The organism is Sorangium sp. So ce281, from assembly GCF_051527395.1.
GTDB classification, from domain to species: domain Bacteria; phylum Myxococcota_A; class Polyangia; order Polyangiales; family Polyangiaceae; genus Sorangium; species Sorangium cellulosum_B.
Map to the genome: position 1 here is coordinate 11152212 of NZ_CP150322.1, position 14985 is coordinate 11167196.

Below are 14985 nucleotides of genomic sequence, written 5' to 3' on the forward strand. Positions count from 1 at the left end.
TCCCGAGACCGCGCAGTTGACTGGCATCTCGTCGAGCGCGTAGCCTTACAGGCTTCCTAGCCAAGTATGGCTCGGCTGGAGCAGGAGGCAACGATGGCGCTTATTGACAACATGCGGCGTCTTGCGGAGCAAGTTCGGAAGAGGCTCCCAAACACGATCGGCGAAGAGGCGACCAAGAACGCTCTCGTGATGCCATTTCTTGGAGCACTTGGCTACGACGTGTTCGACCCGACGGAGGTTCGCCCCGAGTATGTGGCCGACTTCGCCAAGAAGAAGAGCAACGGTCAGTTCGAGAAGGTCGACTACGCGATCTACATCAATGGCGTGCCGGTGATGTTCATCGAGTGCAAGCCGGCCGATGCGGAGCCGAACACGCACAGCGGCCAGCTGTCACGGTATTTCAACTCGACTCCGTCCGTCAAGGTGGCGGTTGTCACGAATGGCGTTCGATACATGTTCTTCACCGATCTTGAAGAACCCAACATCATGGGCGAGCGACCGTTCTTCGAGTTCAATGTGCTCGAATTCGCGGAGAGAGACGTCGAGACGCTCGATGCGTTCTCCAAGGACAACTTCGATGCCGGTACCGTGCGAACGCGCGCGGAGGACATCATCTTCACCGGGCGAATGACGGCCTACATCAACGACGTGCTCCGCAACCCGACAGAAGAGTTCACGCGCTTCATTCTCGGCGAGTTGAACATCACGACGGGCAAGCTCACGGCCAAGCGCGTCGAAAAATTCATACCGATCGTACGCAAGGCTATCCAGACAACCCTGCTCGACATGGCCACCAGATCGATCAGGCAAGAGACGCAGGACATCGCAGTGGCCGCGCCGCCCCCGCCCCCGCCCATACCACAACCACCCCCGCAGGCTGCGCCGCTTTCAAGAGACTCAGCTCCGGAGCAGGGGAAAGGCGTCGTCACGACTCAAGAGGAGTTGGACGCCTACGAGGTCGTTCGTCGCATATGCGCCGACTCTCCAGCGGCCAGCAAGGCCCAGGTTCACTACCGAGACGCGGTTAACTATTTCGGCATCAACATCGGGAACACGAAAAAGTGGTTCGTTCGCCTGTTCTTCGACGGCAAGCGCAAGTCCGTGGTTACCAAAGTCCCCGCCGACAGAGCAACGCTGCTCGCGCCCGGATTTGAGGTCGACGCGCCGAGCGAAAACGTCGGTAAGAGCCGCGTATATGTTAGTGGCCTGAAGGACCTCGAGCGGCTGAGGCCTCTGCTGATGCTCGCCTTCGAGGACGAGATTCGTCGCGCCGAATCTGGCGACGTGCCCGAGGAAGACGAGTTGCCGGCTGGCGTCGCCATGCCCCACTAGAGCGACAAACGGGTTTGACCACTACCCGCCGGCGAGCCGTTCGATCTATGGGAACACCGCCTCGACCTCGGCCAACTCGGGGTACGTGAACGTGACCGTCGCTTCAATCGGCGTCGATCCGTCGTACGCGTATGCCTTGAGCGTGTAGCTGCCCGGCGCGGCGTCTACGGGCCGCGCGCACATCGCGGGGCACAGCTCGCCCGCCTGAGCCGCGGGGCACCCCGCCTCCATTGCGTCGACGCTCTCGAAGATGACGCCGTTCCAGGTGAACGTCAGCTCGCCTCGAGGCGGGAGCGGCTTATAGCCAGCGTCGAGGCAATCTGCGGGGCAGATCGGGGTCCCGTCGTCGCACAGCGGCCTCGCCAGGTTCCTCGGGGCCTCGGCGCCGCTCGCCGAGGTCACGACCCACGTCGAGATGCACTGGGTGTCGCCGACCAGGAGCTCGGTCGCTCCTGCGTTTCGGAAGCGGATCGTCACGGGCGTGGCCGTCCCCGAAACGCCGGACTCACACGCGCTCGATCCCCCTCCGCCCGCGCCTCCGGCACCGCCTTGGCTGCCCGCGCCTCCGACACCGCCTTGGCCGCCCGCGCCTCCGACACCGCCTTGGCCGCCCGCGCCTCCGACACCGCCTTGCCCGCCCGCGCTGTCGACACCGCCTTGGCCGCCCGCGCCTCCAGCGTTGCTGCTCGTTTGCCCCTCGTCGCCGCACGCGGCGAGGCCGAGGACGCTCGCTGCGATGCAACCCATCGCCAACGTTCGCATCTGTGCAAGTCCATTCATGGGCCTGAGACACTCCAATTCCCTGCGCATGATCGTTCGCCTCCTCGCGATGCACTTCAGCTTCCCACCAGACATGCCACTGGGACGGTCATTCAAGCAAACCAGCGCTGGTCGACGCGGCTTGGTGGGAGGACGCGGATTCTCGTGTGGCGGGCGCGGGCGCGGTTCGGCCGCGGGCCGCGCGACGTGGATCAAGGGCCGACGTCCACGGCCTCGAGGCCGTAGCCCCAGGAACAGAGCGCGCGGTCGCCGGAGAGCGTCACGTGGTACACGTGCCCCGGGAGCTCGCTCTTCTTTTCGAACGAAAGCGCGGTGAGGTCGGTCGCGTCGAGGACGGACAGCGTGGACAGGTAGTTGTCGACGACGAGGAGGCGCGCTCCGTCCGCGAGGAGCAGCGGGCCATCGCCAGGGTCGAAGCCCGCGACCTCTTGCGTCGCGGTGTTCAAGCTGCCCTCCTGCAGCCCGCCGGCCACGAGGATCGAGGACCTTCCGTCGTGGGCGGCGTCCTCCACCGACAGGAAGGCGCGGCCCTCGCCGGCGAGCGCCTTCATGACCGCCATCGTGTCGTCCACGGGACTCTCGTCCAGGAGTCGCGCGCTCGTGTCGCCGAGATCGAGGAGCTTGAGCGTCCTCCGCGTGCCCCTGCACACGCCGGGACCGGCGTCATCGCCGGCGGCCGCCGGCGTGAACGCCGCGTTCGACGCGAAGGCGTGAGCACACGCCTCCCTCCCCGCCACCGGGGTCTCGACGGCCTCGTAATCCGTCGTGAGCAGCCTGCTCGACGCGCCGTCGAACGCGAGCAGCGAGCCGGGCACGTTGACCGGCGCCCGCACCACCGGCGCGGACGGGTCCGCGACGTCGATGCGATCGAGATAGAAGCGCGCCCTGGAGGGATCGTCGGGCAGCGGCGTCCAGCGCGAGACGAGCACCGTGGTGCCGTCGATCTGAAGGCCCGTGTGGCCAGCGCCGTCCGGGAGCGCCACCGAGCTGTGCCGCGGGTTCAGCGGGTCGGAGAGGTCGAGCAGATCGAGCCACGCCTCGTGAGGCGGCCGGTCCTCCTCGAAAGTGTAGTAGCCGTCATCGCTGACGCCACGGATCACGAGGGTGCTGCCGGCCTGAACCACGGAGTCGCCCGCGGACACGAGAGCGCCGGAAGGATTCGCGTACAGCGCGCCGGGGCTGAAGGGCAGATCGCGCTGGGCGACCACACGCGGCGAGGCCGGGTCCCCGACATCGACGATCGCGAGGCGCGTGAACGAGGCGTTCCCTGTCTGCGCGAGCACGTAGACGTGCTGTCCGTGCGCGAAGAGGCGGGCATTGCCGAGGTGGCGCCGGCAGGCGGGGGCCTCCGTGTACAGCGCCGCGCCGTCGAGCCTGGCGATCGGCTCGGCGAGGCCCGGGCTCGCGGCCGACGCGGTCTCGAGCCAGGCGCCGCCCCCCGTATTCACGTCTGCGCCGATGCGGACCACGAGGTCGCCGACCGCGACAGCGCTGTTGGCGAGCGGCGCGAGCGCGATACCGGCGACCTTGGCCGGGGCGCCGCGATCGTCGATGCCGAAGGCCTCGACGCCCAGGTCGGAGACGGCGATGAGCCGCTCCCCGCCGGCGAGGACGCGTCGCGCCCGTCCGCGCGTGGCGGCGAAGCCGCGCTTCGAGAGGGTGTCGCGCGTGAAATCGATGAGCTGGACGCCGATCGTGACGGGATCACAGCCGGGAGACGACGTGTCGAAGCTCCGTTCGCTGTAGGGCACGGCGAGGGTGTCGAGGCCGTCGAAGAGCGCGAACGCTTCATCGATGCGGTCGCGTTCCTCGGCGACACGCGCCCATTTGCCGCCGAAGGCAACGCGCTCCAGCCTCGTGGGGTTCGCGAGATCGGAGACGTCGAAGAGCGAGACGGACAGAGATCCTTCGCCGCTGTCGTTGGCGAACCCGAGGGCGAACAGGCGATCTCCGCGCGGCTCGACGTGAAAGATCGAGCCGGGCTCCTCGAGCCCGCCGACCTGGGCGGGGTTCGCCGGATCGCTGAGGTCGACGGTGAGCAAGGGGGCCATGCTCGACATCGTGATCGCATAGGCGCGGTCGCCGTCGAAGCGGACCGAGCGCAGCGCTGCGGCCGGGGGCACGTCGAGCTCGGTCGCGCCGAGGGGCACGATTTCCTGGGAGGACACGATGGAGAAGGTCTGGATGCCAGGCTTCGCGTCGGGCTGCCAGGGGCCGGGCAGGCTGACGAAGCGGAGCACGCCGTCGTGCTCATCCACCTGCCAGGGGCTCTCGATCTGGCCGGTCACGTCGACGCGCGCGCCCTCGACGAGGGCGCCGCCGGGGTCGGAGATGTCGACGACCTGGAGGGTGGCGCGCCCTTCCTCCTCGCCGCCGTTCCACGTGGCGCTGGCGACAACCACGCGATCGTCGCTGACGCTCACGCTGGGCCATCCCCAGTAGCCCGAAGGGGCGCTCTCGATGAACCTCCGCTGATCGATGACCGCGATGTCCGCCGGGTCGCCGACGGCGAGGGAGGTGACGGTGGTGTTCGGCGCGGCGGCGCACCCGAAGCAGGAGCCGTGCTCGTAGGTCACGGCGTGGAGCACGTCGCCGGCGAGGCGCGCCTCGGTGAGCTTGCCCGGCAGATCGAACGAGCCGACGGGCTGGATCTCCGCTGGATCGGAGACATCCAGCGCCTCGACGCGGCTCGTGGACTCGCGGTGGGACGCGCCCCCCTGCGCGTCGGGCACGAGGTGCGTCCACCCGGAGAACAGGGCGTAGAGGACCCCGTCGCGCAGGTACATCGCGACGGGTGTACCGTACATCCGGCGGGTCCCGAGGACGCGCAGCCCGTCGCGTCGTGAGACGTCGATCACGCTGAGCCCCGAGTACCGCGATATCGCGTAGAGCCTGCCGTCCTTCTCCTGGACGATGTCGGCGTCGCGGAGAGCGCGCTCCGCGACGGCGCCGCCGCGCGGCGGCACCGGCTCCGCGTCCGGGCCGCCGCCTCCTCCCGTGCCCGAGCTGGCGTCGCCCGAGCCACCCCCCGCCGGATCGCCGCCGCGGGGACCCGTCGGATTGCCGGAGATGAAGCCGATCTGGTTGGAGTTGCCAGCACCACGCTCGCAACCGGCGAGTCCGATCGATGCCGCGGTCGCAGCGAAAACGATCCAGCGGGCGCAGGCGCTGAACGGGATGGACATGGTCACCTCTCCTTGACAGCAAGACGCGGGACGCAGGGCCTGTGCAAAGCGCAGCGATCTCGTCGCGCTGGCACAATCAGCAAGCGGCGGGCCAGACGCATTCGCGATACTTCCGCGTGATTTCGGTGATGTGAGCGCATCATGTGCCACGGTGCACGCGGGATTGCCGCCGCAGCAATGGCCCATGGCGGCACAGCTCCAGCTCCTTTCCTGCGAACCGCCCCCTGACGTGCCGGCGCTTCGCATGGGGCGCAGACACTCCATGATGCCGGACAGGTGGGTACCTCGGCGGGGGGCGAGCCGGTGCGGCTGGCGCGGCTCGACGCGAACGGGCCGACGGGCAGCTTCACGAACGAGGGGGGACCGCTGCCCTGGTGAGCGAGGTGGCTCGGCGCCCGTTCACACGCCAAGTTCATGGCGTCCCGCCAGGACCTCCGCAGGTTCCTGAACAGGGTCTCCCGGGATCCTGGATGCTCCCTGCTGGCGCAGGTTCTTGACGGCCATGAATGGCTGTCATGCCGCCGATGCTTCAGCGCTGCAGCGCGCTGCTCACGCGTCGCGCGCCTGGACCTGGCCAGCCCACATTTCAGGGATGATCTGTGGTTTGTGACCAGCGGCCTGCCACCTGCCGCGCCGGTCGAACCCGGCCCGTCCCCTGCATCGTCGTGGGCGCACCCTCGTGCCCGTGGGCGCAATGTCACGAAACGACGCGCCCCCGCGCGCGACCGACGAGGGAAGGAGCCGACAAATGAAGCATGTGAAAATTCTTGGCCTCATCGCCGTCATCGCAGGAGTGTGCGGGATCTCTGCGCTTGCTTCTGCGGCGAATACGGTGCCGATCGACAACCTGAACCTCGTCGAGGAGACCTCAACGCCACCGTCGCTCGACAGCGAGCGCTACGCCTTCCGGCCGGCTGTTGGCCACTACCGGCCGGCAGTTGGCTACTACCGGCCGGCGGCGGGCTACTACCGGCCGGCAGCGGGCTACTACCGGCCGGCTACTGGCTACTATCGGCCCTATCGGCCCTATCGGCCCTATCGACCCTATTGGCCCTATCGGCGCTAGGACAGGTGTGGGCTCCACCGTGATGGGCGCGGAGCTGGGCGCGGTCATCACGGAATGCCGGGTTCGCGTTGCCGAGCGCGGAGTCGACCATCACGGGAGATTGCGCTGAGACATCGCACGTCAAGCGTCGCCGCCCGACCGCGGCCTGCTCCGCGGTCCGATGGCAACGCATTGGAAACGGGGGTGGCGAAAGCGGGTGGCACGCCGCGCGCACTAAGGATCCATGGGGGTGAGCTCCATGGAGGAAACAGGAAACATAGAAAAGCACGTCCTCTTCGTGCTTCCGGCCGCCGTGATCCACATCGGGCTGGTGATCCTGCTCGGTGTGCTGCATGTGCGCTTGCCGTACGGGGGCTGGGCGGAACGTGCGGTGGGCTATTATGGCGCGCTCTCCGGGGCCAGCAGCGCGTATTCCTTCTTTGCTCCGACCGTCGGGCCCCTGCTCTGGGCCACCTTCGAGGTCAGGGATCGCGCGGGAGCGCTGACGACCGAGGTGCTGGAGACAGGAGCGAGCCGCGAAGCGGACCTCCGCGTCAAGAATATCGTCGGCATGTTCTGGGATGAGCAGGACCAGGCCGTGAGGCGCTCCCTGGTTGCGTCCTGGGCAGCGAAGGTGTTCGCCAAGCACCCAGAGGCGGACAGCGTTGTCGTCCGCCTCGAAAGCTACGACCTGCCCTCGATGGCCGAGTATCGCGCGGGCAAACAGCCGCGGTGGTATGTCGAATACCAGGCCAAGTTCAACCTGAAGGCGCGGCTCGCCGCCGGCGAGAACGACAGAGAGACGACGCCATGAGGCTGCGGACCTGCACCCTGCTCCTGCCGAAGGCTGGAGAGACAGCTGCGCGCCTGTGGGGCTCGATGGCGCGATTCGCGTTCGCGCCCGCGTCGGCGCGGCCCCTGGCGGTGCTCCGGATAGGGCTCGCGTCGGTCCTCTTGGCGCAGGCGGCGCTGATCGCGCCCATCGCTCCCGAGCTGTACTCGCGCTCGGGCATCGTTCAAGGAGAGCTCCTCGATGGGTCCGGCGCGATCGGCTTCCCCCGGATCGGCCACCTCGTGAACGCGCTCTCGCGCTTCGGGGTCGGTGAGAGCTCGGTGATCGCTGGCATGGGTGTGCTCTACGTCCTGTCGCTGGCTGGCCTCCTGCTCGGCTGGAGGACGAGGTTCTCCGCGGCGTGCACATGGCTCGTGCATTTCACGTTGATGATGACCGCGGAGAGGACGAACTACGGAGCAGATCAGTTCGCGAACATCTTCCTGTTTTACCTCGTCTTCATGCCTTCTGGAGCCGCGCTGTCGCTCGATCGTGCCCTCGGGCGAGCGCCGCCCGAGCCGAGCGCGGCGGCGCGCCTCGCGCTGCGGGTGGTACAGCTGCACCTTTGTCTCGTCTACCTCTCGAGCGGCGTGGAGAAGGCGCTCGGCGCAGCGTGGTGGGACGGCGATGCGATATGGCGATCGCTCATGCTGCCCGAGTACCAGCGGTTCGATTTCTCGTGGCTCGCCCACCACGCCTGGATCGCCGTGGCCGCGGGGTGGCTCGTGCTGCTCGTGGAGATCGGGTACCCGTTCTTCATCTGGCCACGTCGCACCCGGCGGCTCTGGGTGGCAGCCACGGTCGGATTGCACGTCGGGATCGCGGTCTTCATGAGGCTCGATGTCTTCGGCGCCATCATGTCGGTGTTCACCCTCGCCGCGTTCGGCGTGAAGGCGGACCCTCGACCGGCGCGAGAGCCCTCGGCCGTGGCACGCTGTGCTCGGCGCGGCGAGGCCTGAGTCAGCTCGCGCTGGGGTCGGCGACGCGGCCGACGAACAGGACGCTGCCCGTCGCGTTGTCGCGGATGAGGAACAGGAAGGGATTCACGAGCGCGAGCGACGCCGGCTGGGGCGCCGACTCGTCGCCGACGATGACCGCGGTCGCGGCCGCCGCCTCGGTGCCGGCCTCGTTCACGCCGACGAACGCCTTGTGGATGACGTCCTGGATGTAGGGCTGTCCCTTGGAGTTGATGCCGGTGAAGTCCGCGACACCCGGCGTGAACGCGATCTCCATCCCCATCGCCTCCAGCGTCTTCTTCAGGCTCAGCTCGTAGTCGAACTTGAACCTGGGCATCGTGGTGTCGACCAGGTGCTCGCTCATCGCGCCGGCGATGGAGTCGACCTTCGCCGCGTCGAGCGACGCCTCGAACGCGTCGAGCGTGCCCTTCGCCGGCAGGATGATCAGCATCGAGAGCTCGTCCCCGTCGTAGGGCATCGCGACCGCCTGGTAGCCGTCGCCCTCGGCGTAGGGCATCTCCAGGTTGCCGCGCATCAGAGGCACCGTCACCTCGGTCCCATCGGCCGTCTCGAACGGGCCGTCCTCCGTCGCGGTGGGCTCGAACGGGGTGCGCCACGCGGCGTTGAAGTAGATGGCGTTCGTGAGGACCAGCACTGTCTCGGGGGTGATCGCGTCGACGGGCACCAGCTTTTCGATCTTGCCCTCGGTCTGGTCGCTGACCCAGCCGTTGATGAGATCGACCGATTCCTGCCGGTGGCCCAGGAAGTCCACGACGCGCATTCCAGCGCCGTAGTGCAGCCCGAGCGTGTCCAGGAAGGGCGCCTCGAACGCGTAGCCGATCTGCCCCCAGAGCGCGTTCACGACATTGAGACGAAAGCCCTCTCCGTCGGCGCCCTGGGCGCCCTGACCGCGGCTCTCGAGCTCGTGGTCGATCCAGTTGAACGCCGGGTGGAGCTTGTCCTGCCCGAGGTCGAAGCGCAGCGTCTCGGCCATGGCCGTCTCGGTCTCGCCCTTCGCGCCGGCCCACGTCATCGCGAGCGCCGTCGAGATGCTGTAGGGCGAGTAGAAGACGTTGCCGGCCTCCTGGCGGAGCTGCTGGTAGAGGTCGAGCGCGAACGCGGAGTTGCCCGAGACGAGCGCGGTCTTGTCCGCCGGAGGGACGTCCGGGCTCGAGATGCGCTGCTTGTCCGAGGCGATCACGCAGATGGCCCTGTCGGCGTCGCTGCACTCCTCGTCCCCGGTATCGGGGGTCGGGTGCATGTTGGGATCGGTGGACGCCTCGCAACCGAGGATCGCGGCCAGAGATACGGCGAAGAGCGGAGCGCAGGTTCGGAGGGTTCGCTGCATGCCGCCCCGCCCAGCATCGGCCGTGCCGCGCCGGCCCCGATCGCGGGCTCGTGTGTTTCCGAGGCGGTATGCGCGGAGCGACCGAGCCGCCGCGCGCGGGGCGCCCCCGAACCCTGACATCCGGCGAACAGCTGGCCCGTTCTGGCACAAGAGGCCCCGTCAGCGCCGGAGCTGGCTCGCGCACCGGAAACCCCGCGAGGCGCCTCAGCGCGCCGCCAGCATCCAGGCCGGCGCCCACCAGGTGCAATGGATCAGCCGGCGGTCGACGCGCTCGAAGCCGGCCTCGTGCAGCAGCGCCGCCCAGTCGTCGATGGGGTGCTCGAACGTGGTGCGGGTGGCGCCGCGGTCCACATAGCCGAAGAGCACCGGCATCAGGAAGCCCTCCGCGACCGTGTCGAGATCGGCCCCGGCGTACTCGGCCAGCCCTTCACGGTAGCGCGCGAGCACGTGCCGCGCGGTGTCCGGCGAGAGCGGCTCGTCCATGCGCGGCGCGTCGAACTCGGCGACGAGCAGCAGATCGCAATGCGCGCGCGCCCAGCGGAGAAGGGCTGGCCTCTCGGTCGGAGCGATCGCGTGCAGGCAGAAGGTCGCCTGCGCCACCACCCAGCGCCGCGGCGCCATGCCGGGGTCGGCGGCGAGATCCTGGAGTCGCCCGCCGAAGGCCTCGAAGTCGACCCCTCGCGCCGAGAGCGCTGCGGCGCAACGCTCGAGCAGCGGCGCCGCCGGCTCCGCCACGGTGACCCGCCGCACCGCCGGCGTCAGCGCGGGCAGGAGCGCCAGTCCATCGCCGGCGCCGATGTCGAGCAGATCGAACGGCGCCTCCGGGTACTGGCCGGCGAGCGCGGCGCTGGTCTCCCGGTAGAGCGGCACATTGCCGCCGCCGCGGATGAAGGCGGCGAACCCCTCCGCGGACACGTAGACATTGCGCTTCCCCTCCCGGGCGACCCGCGCGAGGTGCGCCGCGGCCGCATGGAACAGCGTGTCTCCCGGCGAGGCCGCCGCGGCGCGGGCGGCGAAGGTCGCGGCGTCCGCGTAGCGCTCGTCGGAGAACGCCAGCATCGCGAGGTAGCAAAGGCCTTCCGGGGACGGCGCCGCGACGGCGGCCGCCGCTGCGTCGAGCCCGGCGGCGCGATGGCGATCCCAGATCCTGTCCAGCATGACCCTGCCCCTTTTCCCATGGGTTTCCGGCGCGGAAGCTCGCCTCCCGACAGGCTACCTCGCGGGCGAGTCTCGGGTCCAATCGAGGGGGAGCCGGGTCACCGGAGTCGCGGGCAATCTCCGCGCTTCCTCCTCAGCGATCGGGAGGCCTCCCTGCATCGGCGATGCGGCTCACCGCGAGCGCCCGCGCGCCCGCGCGCGCCGCGGCGAGCTCAGGAACTGGAGATGCTCTTCGAGGGCGCCCCACACGGCGGCGATGCGCGGCACCTGGCGCAGGCCGCGCGGCGTGACGAGCCAGAGCTCGAGCACTGGGCCAGCGGGCAGGCCCAGATCGAGCTCCACCAGGTCGTCGTCCAGATCGAGCGCGCTGCACGGCAAGACAGCGGCGCCGAGCCCCGCGCGCACGGCCTCGATCTGGGCGATGTAGCTGCTCACGATGAGCTTCGGCGCCTTTCTTACATGCCGCTTCTGGTAATCGTCCTCGACGGTGGGGGCGCGGCCCAGATCGACGCCGACCCAGTCGAGCTCGTCGCGGCGCTTCTTCGAGAGCTTGCGGTGGGCGACAGGCACCGTGGGCAGGGTGACGATCCGCGCGGCCACCAGATCGCCGCTCTTCGGCCGGAAGAAGCGCACGGCGATCTCGGCCTCACGGTGGCCCAGATCGGCCGCCTCGTAGCTGGTCAGCAGGTGGAGCGAGACGCGCGGGTGCCTCTCGGCGAGCGCCGGGAGCACGCGCGGGATGACGCCGTGTACGGCGATCGACTCGGTGAGCGCCAGTCGGACCAGGCCCTCGGCCTCCCTCTCGTGGCCGCTGGCCTCGCGCACGAACTGGTCGGCGCCGGCCTCCATCGACTCGACGTGGCGGCGGAGCTGCTCGCCGAGCGGGGTGAGCGTCGAGCCTCCCGGCAGCCGATCGAAGACCGCCACGCGGAGCGTCCGCTCGAAGGTCGCCATGCGCCGGCTCACCGTCGATTGCTCGATGCCGAGCTTGCGGCCGGCGGCCGAGAAGCTGCCGGCGCGCGCCACCTCCAGGAAGAGGCGCAGATCGGCCCAATCCAGATCGGCGAGGGGCCTGCCTGCGGGCGGGGACGCGGGAGAGCGTGCCATGCATCCACACATGGCACGCATGCTCAGAACCGTCTACCCAGACGCTGCTGCATGGCCAAGATCGACGCATGCACCTCGTCATCCAAGGTCACCCAGCCCCCGACAGCTTGAGCGACGCGCTGGCGCGGGCGTACGCCAGCGGCCTCGAGAGAGGCGGCGCCCGCGTCGAGCTCCTGGCTTTGCGCTCGCTCGCCTTCGATCCGCACCTGCGCGCCGGCTTCAGCGGCCAGCAGGAGCTCGAGCCCGATCTCCGCGAGGCGCAGGCCTCCATCGAGCGCGCGAGCCACGTGGCCTGGTTCTTTCCCACCTGGTGGGCAGGGCCGCCCGCGCTGGTCAAGGGCTTCATCGATCGCACGTTCTTGCCAGGATGGTCGTTCGCCTATCGAAAGCGGAGCGCGCTGCCCGAGGGGCTGCTCGCCGGCCGCAGCGCGCGCGTCGTGACCACGATGGATAGCCCGGGCTGGTGGTACCGACTCTGGCACTGGCGCTCCGTCCATACCTCGTTCATCAACGCGACATTGCGCTTCGTTGGCTTTGGGCCCGTCCGCGAGACCACCTTCTTCGATCAGAAGACGCGGACCCCCGAGCAACGAGCGGCCTGGCTCCGGGAAATGGAGCGCATCGGCGAGCGGGATGCGCGGCAATTCCCCGCCAGATCCTCCCGCACGCTGGCTGTGGCGTGAAGGCTGCACCTCGAGTGCGTGGATGAATCATCGATTCAGCGTCTTCTCGCGTTCTTCCGCATCCCTGGCCGCGAACAGCCCGTGTCTGATGGCCACCTCGCGCAGCCCGCAGCAGCTTGACATCACCGGACGCAGACCTCAGCGAATCGGATAGAACTGGCGATTGCGCGCCCGGAAGAGCGCCTGCACGCGCGCCCCGATCTCTTGCACGCGCTCGGCGTCGAGCGTCAAGGTGCGCCCGACCGCCGTCTTGCTCCCGTAGCGGGTGAGCGACTCGACGTGCACGAGCCCGAGCTCGTGCATCTCGTGATGGAGCGGGGTGCCCATATAGGGCACGACGTAGTTCAACAGCGCGACGTCCGGATCGGCCTTTTCAACGAACTCAATCATCGCGTTCGCGGTCTCCTCCGTGTCCCCGGGGAAGCCATACATGAAGAAGCAGACCGACAGGATACCATGTCGTTTCAACGCGGCGATGGCCCCGGCCGCCCGCTCGAGGTGGCGGCCCGCCGAGCTCGCCGTCCCGATACGGCCCGCCGATGCGAGCACGCTCGGATCCGCCGCTTCCAGGCCCAGCCGTACGTGATGGCAGCCGCTCTCGCCCATCAGCTTGATGAGGCTCGGGGGTAGCAGCTCGAAGCGCGTCTCGCATCCCCATGTGATCCCGGGAGCGCAAGATTGGATTCCGCCGATGATCTCCTCCGCGCGCCGCAGATTGAACGTGAACAGCGGGTCACGGAACAGGAAGTAGTCCGGCTTCCAGCGATCGAACAGCCATGCAATCTCGGAGAGCGTGTTCGTCGGGCTGCGCGCAATCACGCTGCTCGACTGGTAGACGCGGTAAGGGCAGTATCCACACCCGAACGAACAACCTCGGCTGGAGAGGACCGTATGGGAAGTGTAACGGTCCATGTCGAGGATGTCCCACATGGGGTAGTTGAGCCGTTCCAGCGCGGCTGGGGACATCTCTGCCTGGATCGATCCGGTGCGACGGTTGAGAATACAGTCCGCTATCGCCAGCTCCGGCGTACCATAGATCACCGAATCCGCCCCGGCGTCGAGCATCTGCTGCGCGAAGTGCTCGTAAAAGGTCCCGACGGTCACGATGAACAGGTGGGGACAGCGCTCCCGGAGGACAGCTACACGTCGCAGATCGTGCTCGAGCGTGGTCAGGGACGAGAGCAGCACGAGCGCATCGGCTCGCGCCGGAGCGCCGTCCTCGGCGAACCAGCGATCCGCGCGGACGCTGGACGTGTTGAGATCCAAAAAATCGATATGGACGCCCGCCGTCCTTAGCTCGGCGGCGATGTACAGCATCGTAAGAGGAGGAAATACTCGAATTTCACGTCCGGGGGACTCACAGCCAATTCCGCCGGCGGCATCATGGTTCACGGTGCTCTCACCGCTGCTCCCGGAAACGCAGAGGATGGCGTGCATGATGGTCTCCATCGGGGTCTTGGCAACGAGTTAAACGGAAGCGATGAAATCGCAGACTCGGGCGGTATCTTCGGGGGCCATCCCGTACCAGCACGGAAGGCAGACGTGCCCGTCGGCGAACCGCTCGGCGACGGAGAAGGTCCCCTCGAAGAGACCGCGGAATACAGGCAACCTGTGCAGCGGCACATGGTAGACGCCGCCGCTCGACGCTATCCCGCCTGAGCGAAGCGCGGCCTCTGTGGCCCGTCGATCCCGAGTTGTGAGGATCGCTTTGTACCCGTTCGGAGAGCAACGGCTGTCCACCTCGATGGGGCCCAGCAGCCGCGAGCTCTTGGCGGCCGCAGCGTACCGAGCGATCACCTCGCGTCTCATGCGGCATGCATCATCGAGGCGGTCGAGCTGTGCGCACGCGATGGCCGCGCCGACCTCCGTGATGCGCCAGCTGTTCCCGAGGAGAACGTGCTCACCGGCGTCATCTTTCCCCTGATTCCGGAGGCTGCGCGCGGCCTTCGCGAGCTCGTCATCGTCTGTCACGATCAACCCACCCTCTCCCGAGGTCATCACCTTCGTCGGGAACAGCGAGAACGCGGCGGCGTAGGATTGTGAACCTGCGGGCACCCCATCGAGCATGGAACCGTGCGCGTGCGCCGCGTCCTCCACCAGCGGGACGCCGAGCGTCGAGCAGGCTTCGCGAATCCGCGTGAGGTGCGGGGTGATATATCCGCCGATGTGAACGACGATCACCGCGGCGAACGAACGATCCAGCACGGCGTACAAGCTGTCGAGATCAGGGTACAACCCGCCGTCGTAGAGAGACACCTGGGCGCCGGCGTTGAGCGCGGACAACGCCGTGGCGTAGTTCGTGTTGGCGGGCACGAGCACCTTGCGACCGCTGACACCGATGTGGCGTAAGATGATCTCGAGCGCGGTGGTGCCGGAAGAAACGGCGACGCAGTGACGCCTGCTGGTGCGGGTTGCAAACCTTGATTCGAGCTCGGACGTGTAGGGTCCCAGGAGGAGATGACCGCGGGACAGGATGTCGCGCACGGATTCGACGATACGATCGATCTGGGCGGCGTCGAGGTGAAGCCTGTAGGATGTCGTCATGATGCCAGAGCCTGC

At 68.2% G+C, this 14985-nt stretch carries 12 protein-coding genes; 5 read left to right on the top strand and 7 right to left on the bottom strand.

The window, feature by feature from the left end; all coding sequences use genetic code 11:
- Window positions 1-93 precede the first annotated feature (93 nt).
- On the top strand, window positions 94-1332 hold the full coding sequence (locus tag WMF27_RS42790; RefSeq protein ID WP_437943549.1) for a type I restriction endonuclease: 1239 nt from the start codon (window positions 94-96) through the stop codon (window positions 1330-1332).
- 45 nt (window positions 1333-1377) lie between these two features.
- On the opposite strand, the gene WMF27_RS42795 is transcribed toward WMF27_RS42790, so the two are convergent.
- Both WMF27_RS42795 and WMF27_RS42800 read right to left on the bottom strand, forming a co-directional pair.
- Window positions 1378-2094, bottom strand: coding sequence for a hypothetical protein (locus tag WMF27_RS42795; RefSeq protein WP_437763110.1), 717 nt, complete (start codon window positions 2092-2094; stop codon window positions 1378-1380).
- Window positions 2095-2303: 209 nt separating this feature from the next.
- Window positions 2304-5297 (bottom strand): beta-propeller domain-containing protein, encoded by a 2994-nt coding sequence (locus tag WMF27_RS42800; protein WP_437943550.1) that lies wholly within the window; start codon window positions 5295-5297, stop codon window positions 2304-2306.
- Window positions 5298-6045: 748 nt separating this feature from the next.
- Here WMF27_RS42800 and WMF27_RS42805 point away from each other — a divergent pair.
- The 3 genes from WMF27_RS42805 (at window position 6046) to WMF27_RS42815 (ending at window position 8133) form a co-directional block, all read left to right on the top strand.
- On the top strand, window positions 6046-6363 hold the full coding sequence (locus WMF27_RS42805; protein WP_437943551.1) for a hypothetical protein: 318 nt from the start codon (window positions 6046-6048) through the stop codon (window positions 6361-6363).
- Between the two features lie 238 nt (window positions 6364-6601).
- Window positions 6602-7156 carry a hypothetical protein gene (locus WMF27_RS42810; protein ID WP_437944560.1) on the top strand — a complete coding sequence of 185 codons (555 nt, stop codon included), beginning with the start codon at window positions 6602-6604 and terminating at the stop codon, window positions 7154-7156.
- Window positions 7153-8133 carry an HTTM domain-containing protein gene (locus WMF27_RS42815; protein ID WP_437943552.1) on the top strand — a complete coding sequence of 327 codons (981 nt, stop codon included), beginning with the start codon at window positions 7153-7155 and terminating at the stop codon, window positions 8131-8133. Before WMF27_RS42810 ends, WMF27_RS42815 begins: the two co-directional genes overlap by 4 nt.
- A gap of 1 nt (window position 8134) precedes the next feature.
- Here WMF27_RS42815 and WMF27_RS42820 read toward each other — a convergent pair whose 3' ends face one another.
- The 3 genes from WMF27_RS42820 to WMF27_RS42830 all read right to left on the bottom strand — a co-directional run bounded on the left by WMF27_RS42820 (window position 8135) and on the right by WMF27_RS42830 (window position 11743).
- Window positions 8135-9478 carry a serpin family protein gene (locus WMF27_RS42820; RefSeq protein WP_437943553.1) on the bottom strand — a complete coding sequence of 448 codons (1344 nt, stop codon included), beginning with the start codon at window positions 9476-9478 and terminating at the stop codon, window positions 8135-8137.
- Between the two features lie 204 nt (window positions 9479-9682).
- Window positions 9683-10636: a class I SAM-dependent methyltransferase gene (locus tag WMF27_RS42825; protein WP_437763105.1), complete on the bottom strand. Its 954-nt coding sequence runs from the start codon at window positions 10634-10636 to the stop codon at window positions 9683-9685.
- A gap of 171 nt (window positions 10637-10807) precedes the next feature.
- Window positions 10808-11743: a LysR family transcriptional regulator gene (locus tag WMF27_RS42830; RefSeq protein WP_437763104.1), complete on the bottom strand. Its 936-nt coding sequence runs from the start codon at window positions 11741-11743 to the stop codon at window positions 10808-10810.
- 68 nt (window positions 11744-11811) lie between these two features.
- Here WMF27_RS42830 and WMF27_RS42835 point away from each other — a divergent pair, with 68 nt between their 5' ends.
- Window positions 11812-12426: an NAD(P)H-dependent oxidoreductase gene (locus tag WMF27_RS42835; RefSeq protein WP_437763103.1), complete on the top strand. Its 615-nt coding sequence runs from the start codon at window positions 11812-11814 to the stop codon at window positions 12424-12426.
- 138 nt (window positions 12427-12564) lie between these two features.
- On the opposite strand, the gene WMF27_RS42840 is transcribed toward WMF27_RS42835, so the two are convergent.
- Together WMF27_RS42840 and WMF27_RS42845 are read right to left on the bottom strand one after the other, a co-directional pair.
- A complete protein-coding gene (locus tag WMF27_RS42840) occupies window positions 12565-13863 on the bottom strand; it encodes a B12-binding domain-containing radical SAM protein (protein ID WP_437763102.1) in 1299 nt (432 codons plus the stop codon).
- Window positions 13864-13893: 30 nt separating this feature from the next.
- On the bottom strand, window positions 13894-14970 hold the full coding sequence (locus tag WMF27_RS42845; RefSeq protein ID WP_437763101.1) for a DegT/DnrJ/EryC1/StrS family aminotransferase: 1077 nt from the start codon (window positions 14968-14970) through the stop codon (window positions 13894-13896).
- Window positions 14971-14985 lie beyond the last annotated feature (15 nt).

Coding starts and splice junctions, on each gene's coding strand:
- WMF27_RS42790 (WP_437943549.1), top strand. CDS start 94: ATGGCGCTTATTGACAACATGCGGCGTCTTGCGGAGCAAGTTCGGAAG.
- WMF27_RS42795 (WP_437763110.1), bottom strand. CDS start 2,094: ATGCGAACGTTGGCGATGGGTTGCATCGCAGCGAGCGTCCTCGGCCTC.
- WMF27_RS42800 (WP_437943550.1), bottom strand. CDS start 5,297: ATGTCCATCCCGTTCAGCGCCTGCGCCCGCTGGATCGTTTTCGCTGCG.
- WMF27_RS42805 (WP_437943551.1), top strand. CDS start 6,046: ATGAAGCATGTGAAAATTCTTGGCCTCATCGCCGTCATCGCAGGAGTG.
- WMF27_RS42810 (WP_437944560.1), top strand. CDS start 6,602: ATGGAGGAAACAGGAAACATAGAAAAGCACGTCCTCTTCGTGCTTCCG.
- WMF27_RS42815 (WP_437943552.1), top strand. CDS start 7,153: ATGAGGCTGCGGACCTGCACCCTGCTCCTGCCGAAGGCTGGAGAGACA.
- WMF27_RS42820 (WP_437943553.1), bottom strand. CDS start 9,478: ATGCAGCGAACCCTCCGAACCTGCGCTCCGCTCTTCGCCGTATCTCTG.
- WMF27_RS42825 (WP_437763105.1), bottom strand. CDS start 10,636: ATGCTGGACAGGATCTGGGATCGCCATCGCGCCGCCGGGCTCGACGCA.
- WMF27_RS42830 (WP_437763104.1), bottom strand. CDS start 11,743: ATGGCACGCTCTCCCGCGTCCCCGCCCGCAGGCAGGCCCCTCGCCGAT.
- WMF27_RS42835 (WP_437763103.1), top strand. CDS start 11,812: ATGCACCTCGTCATCCAAGGTCACCCAGCCCCCGACAGCTTGAGCGAC.
- WMF27_RS42840 (WP_437763102.1), bottom strand. CDS start 13,863: ATGCACGCCATCCTCTGCGTTTCCGGGAGCAGCGGTGAGAGCACCGTG.
- WMF27_RS42845 (WP_437763101.1), bottom strand. CDS start 14,970: ATGACGACATCCTACAGGCTTCACCTCGACGCCGCCCAGATCGATCGT.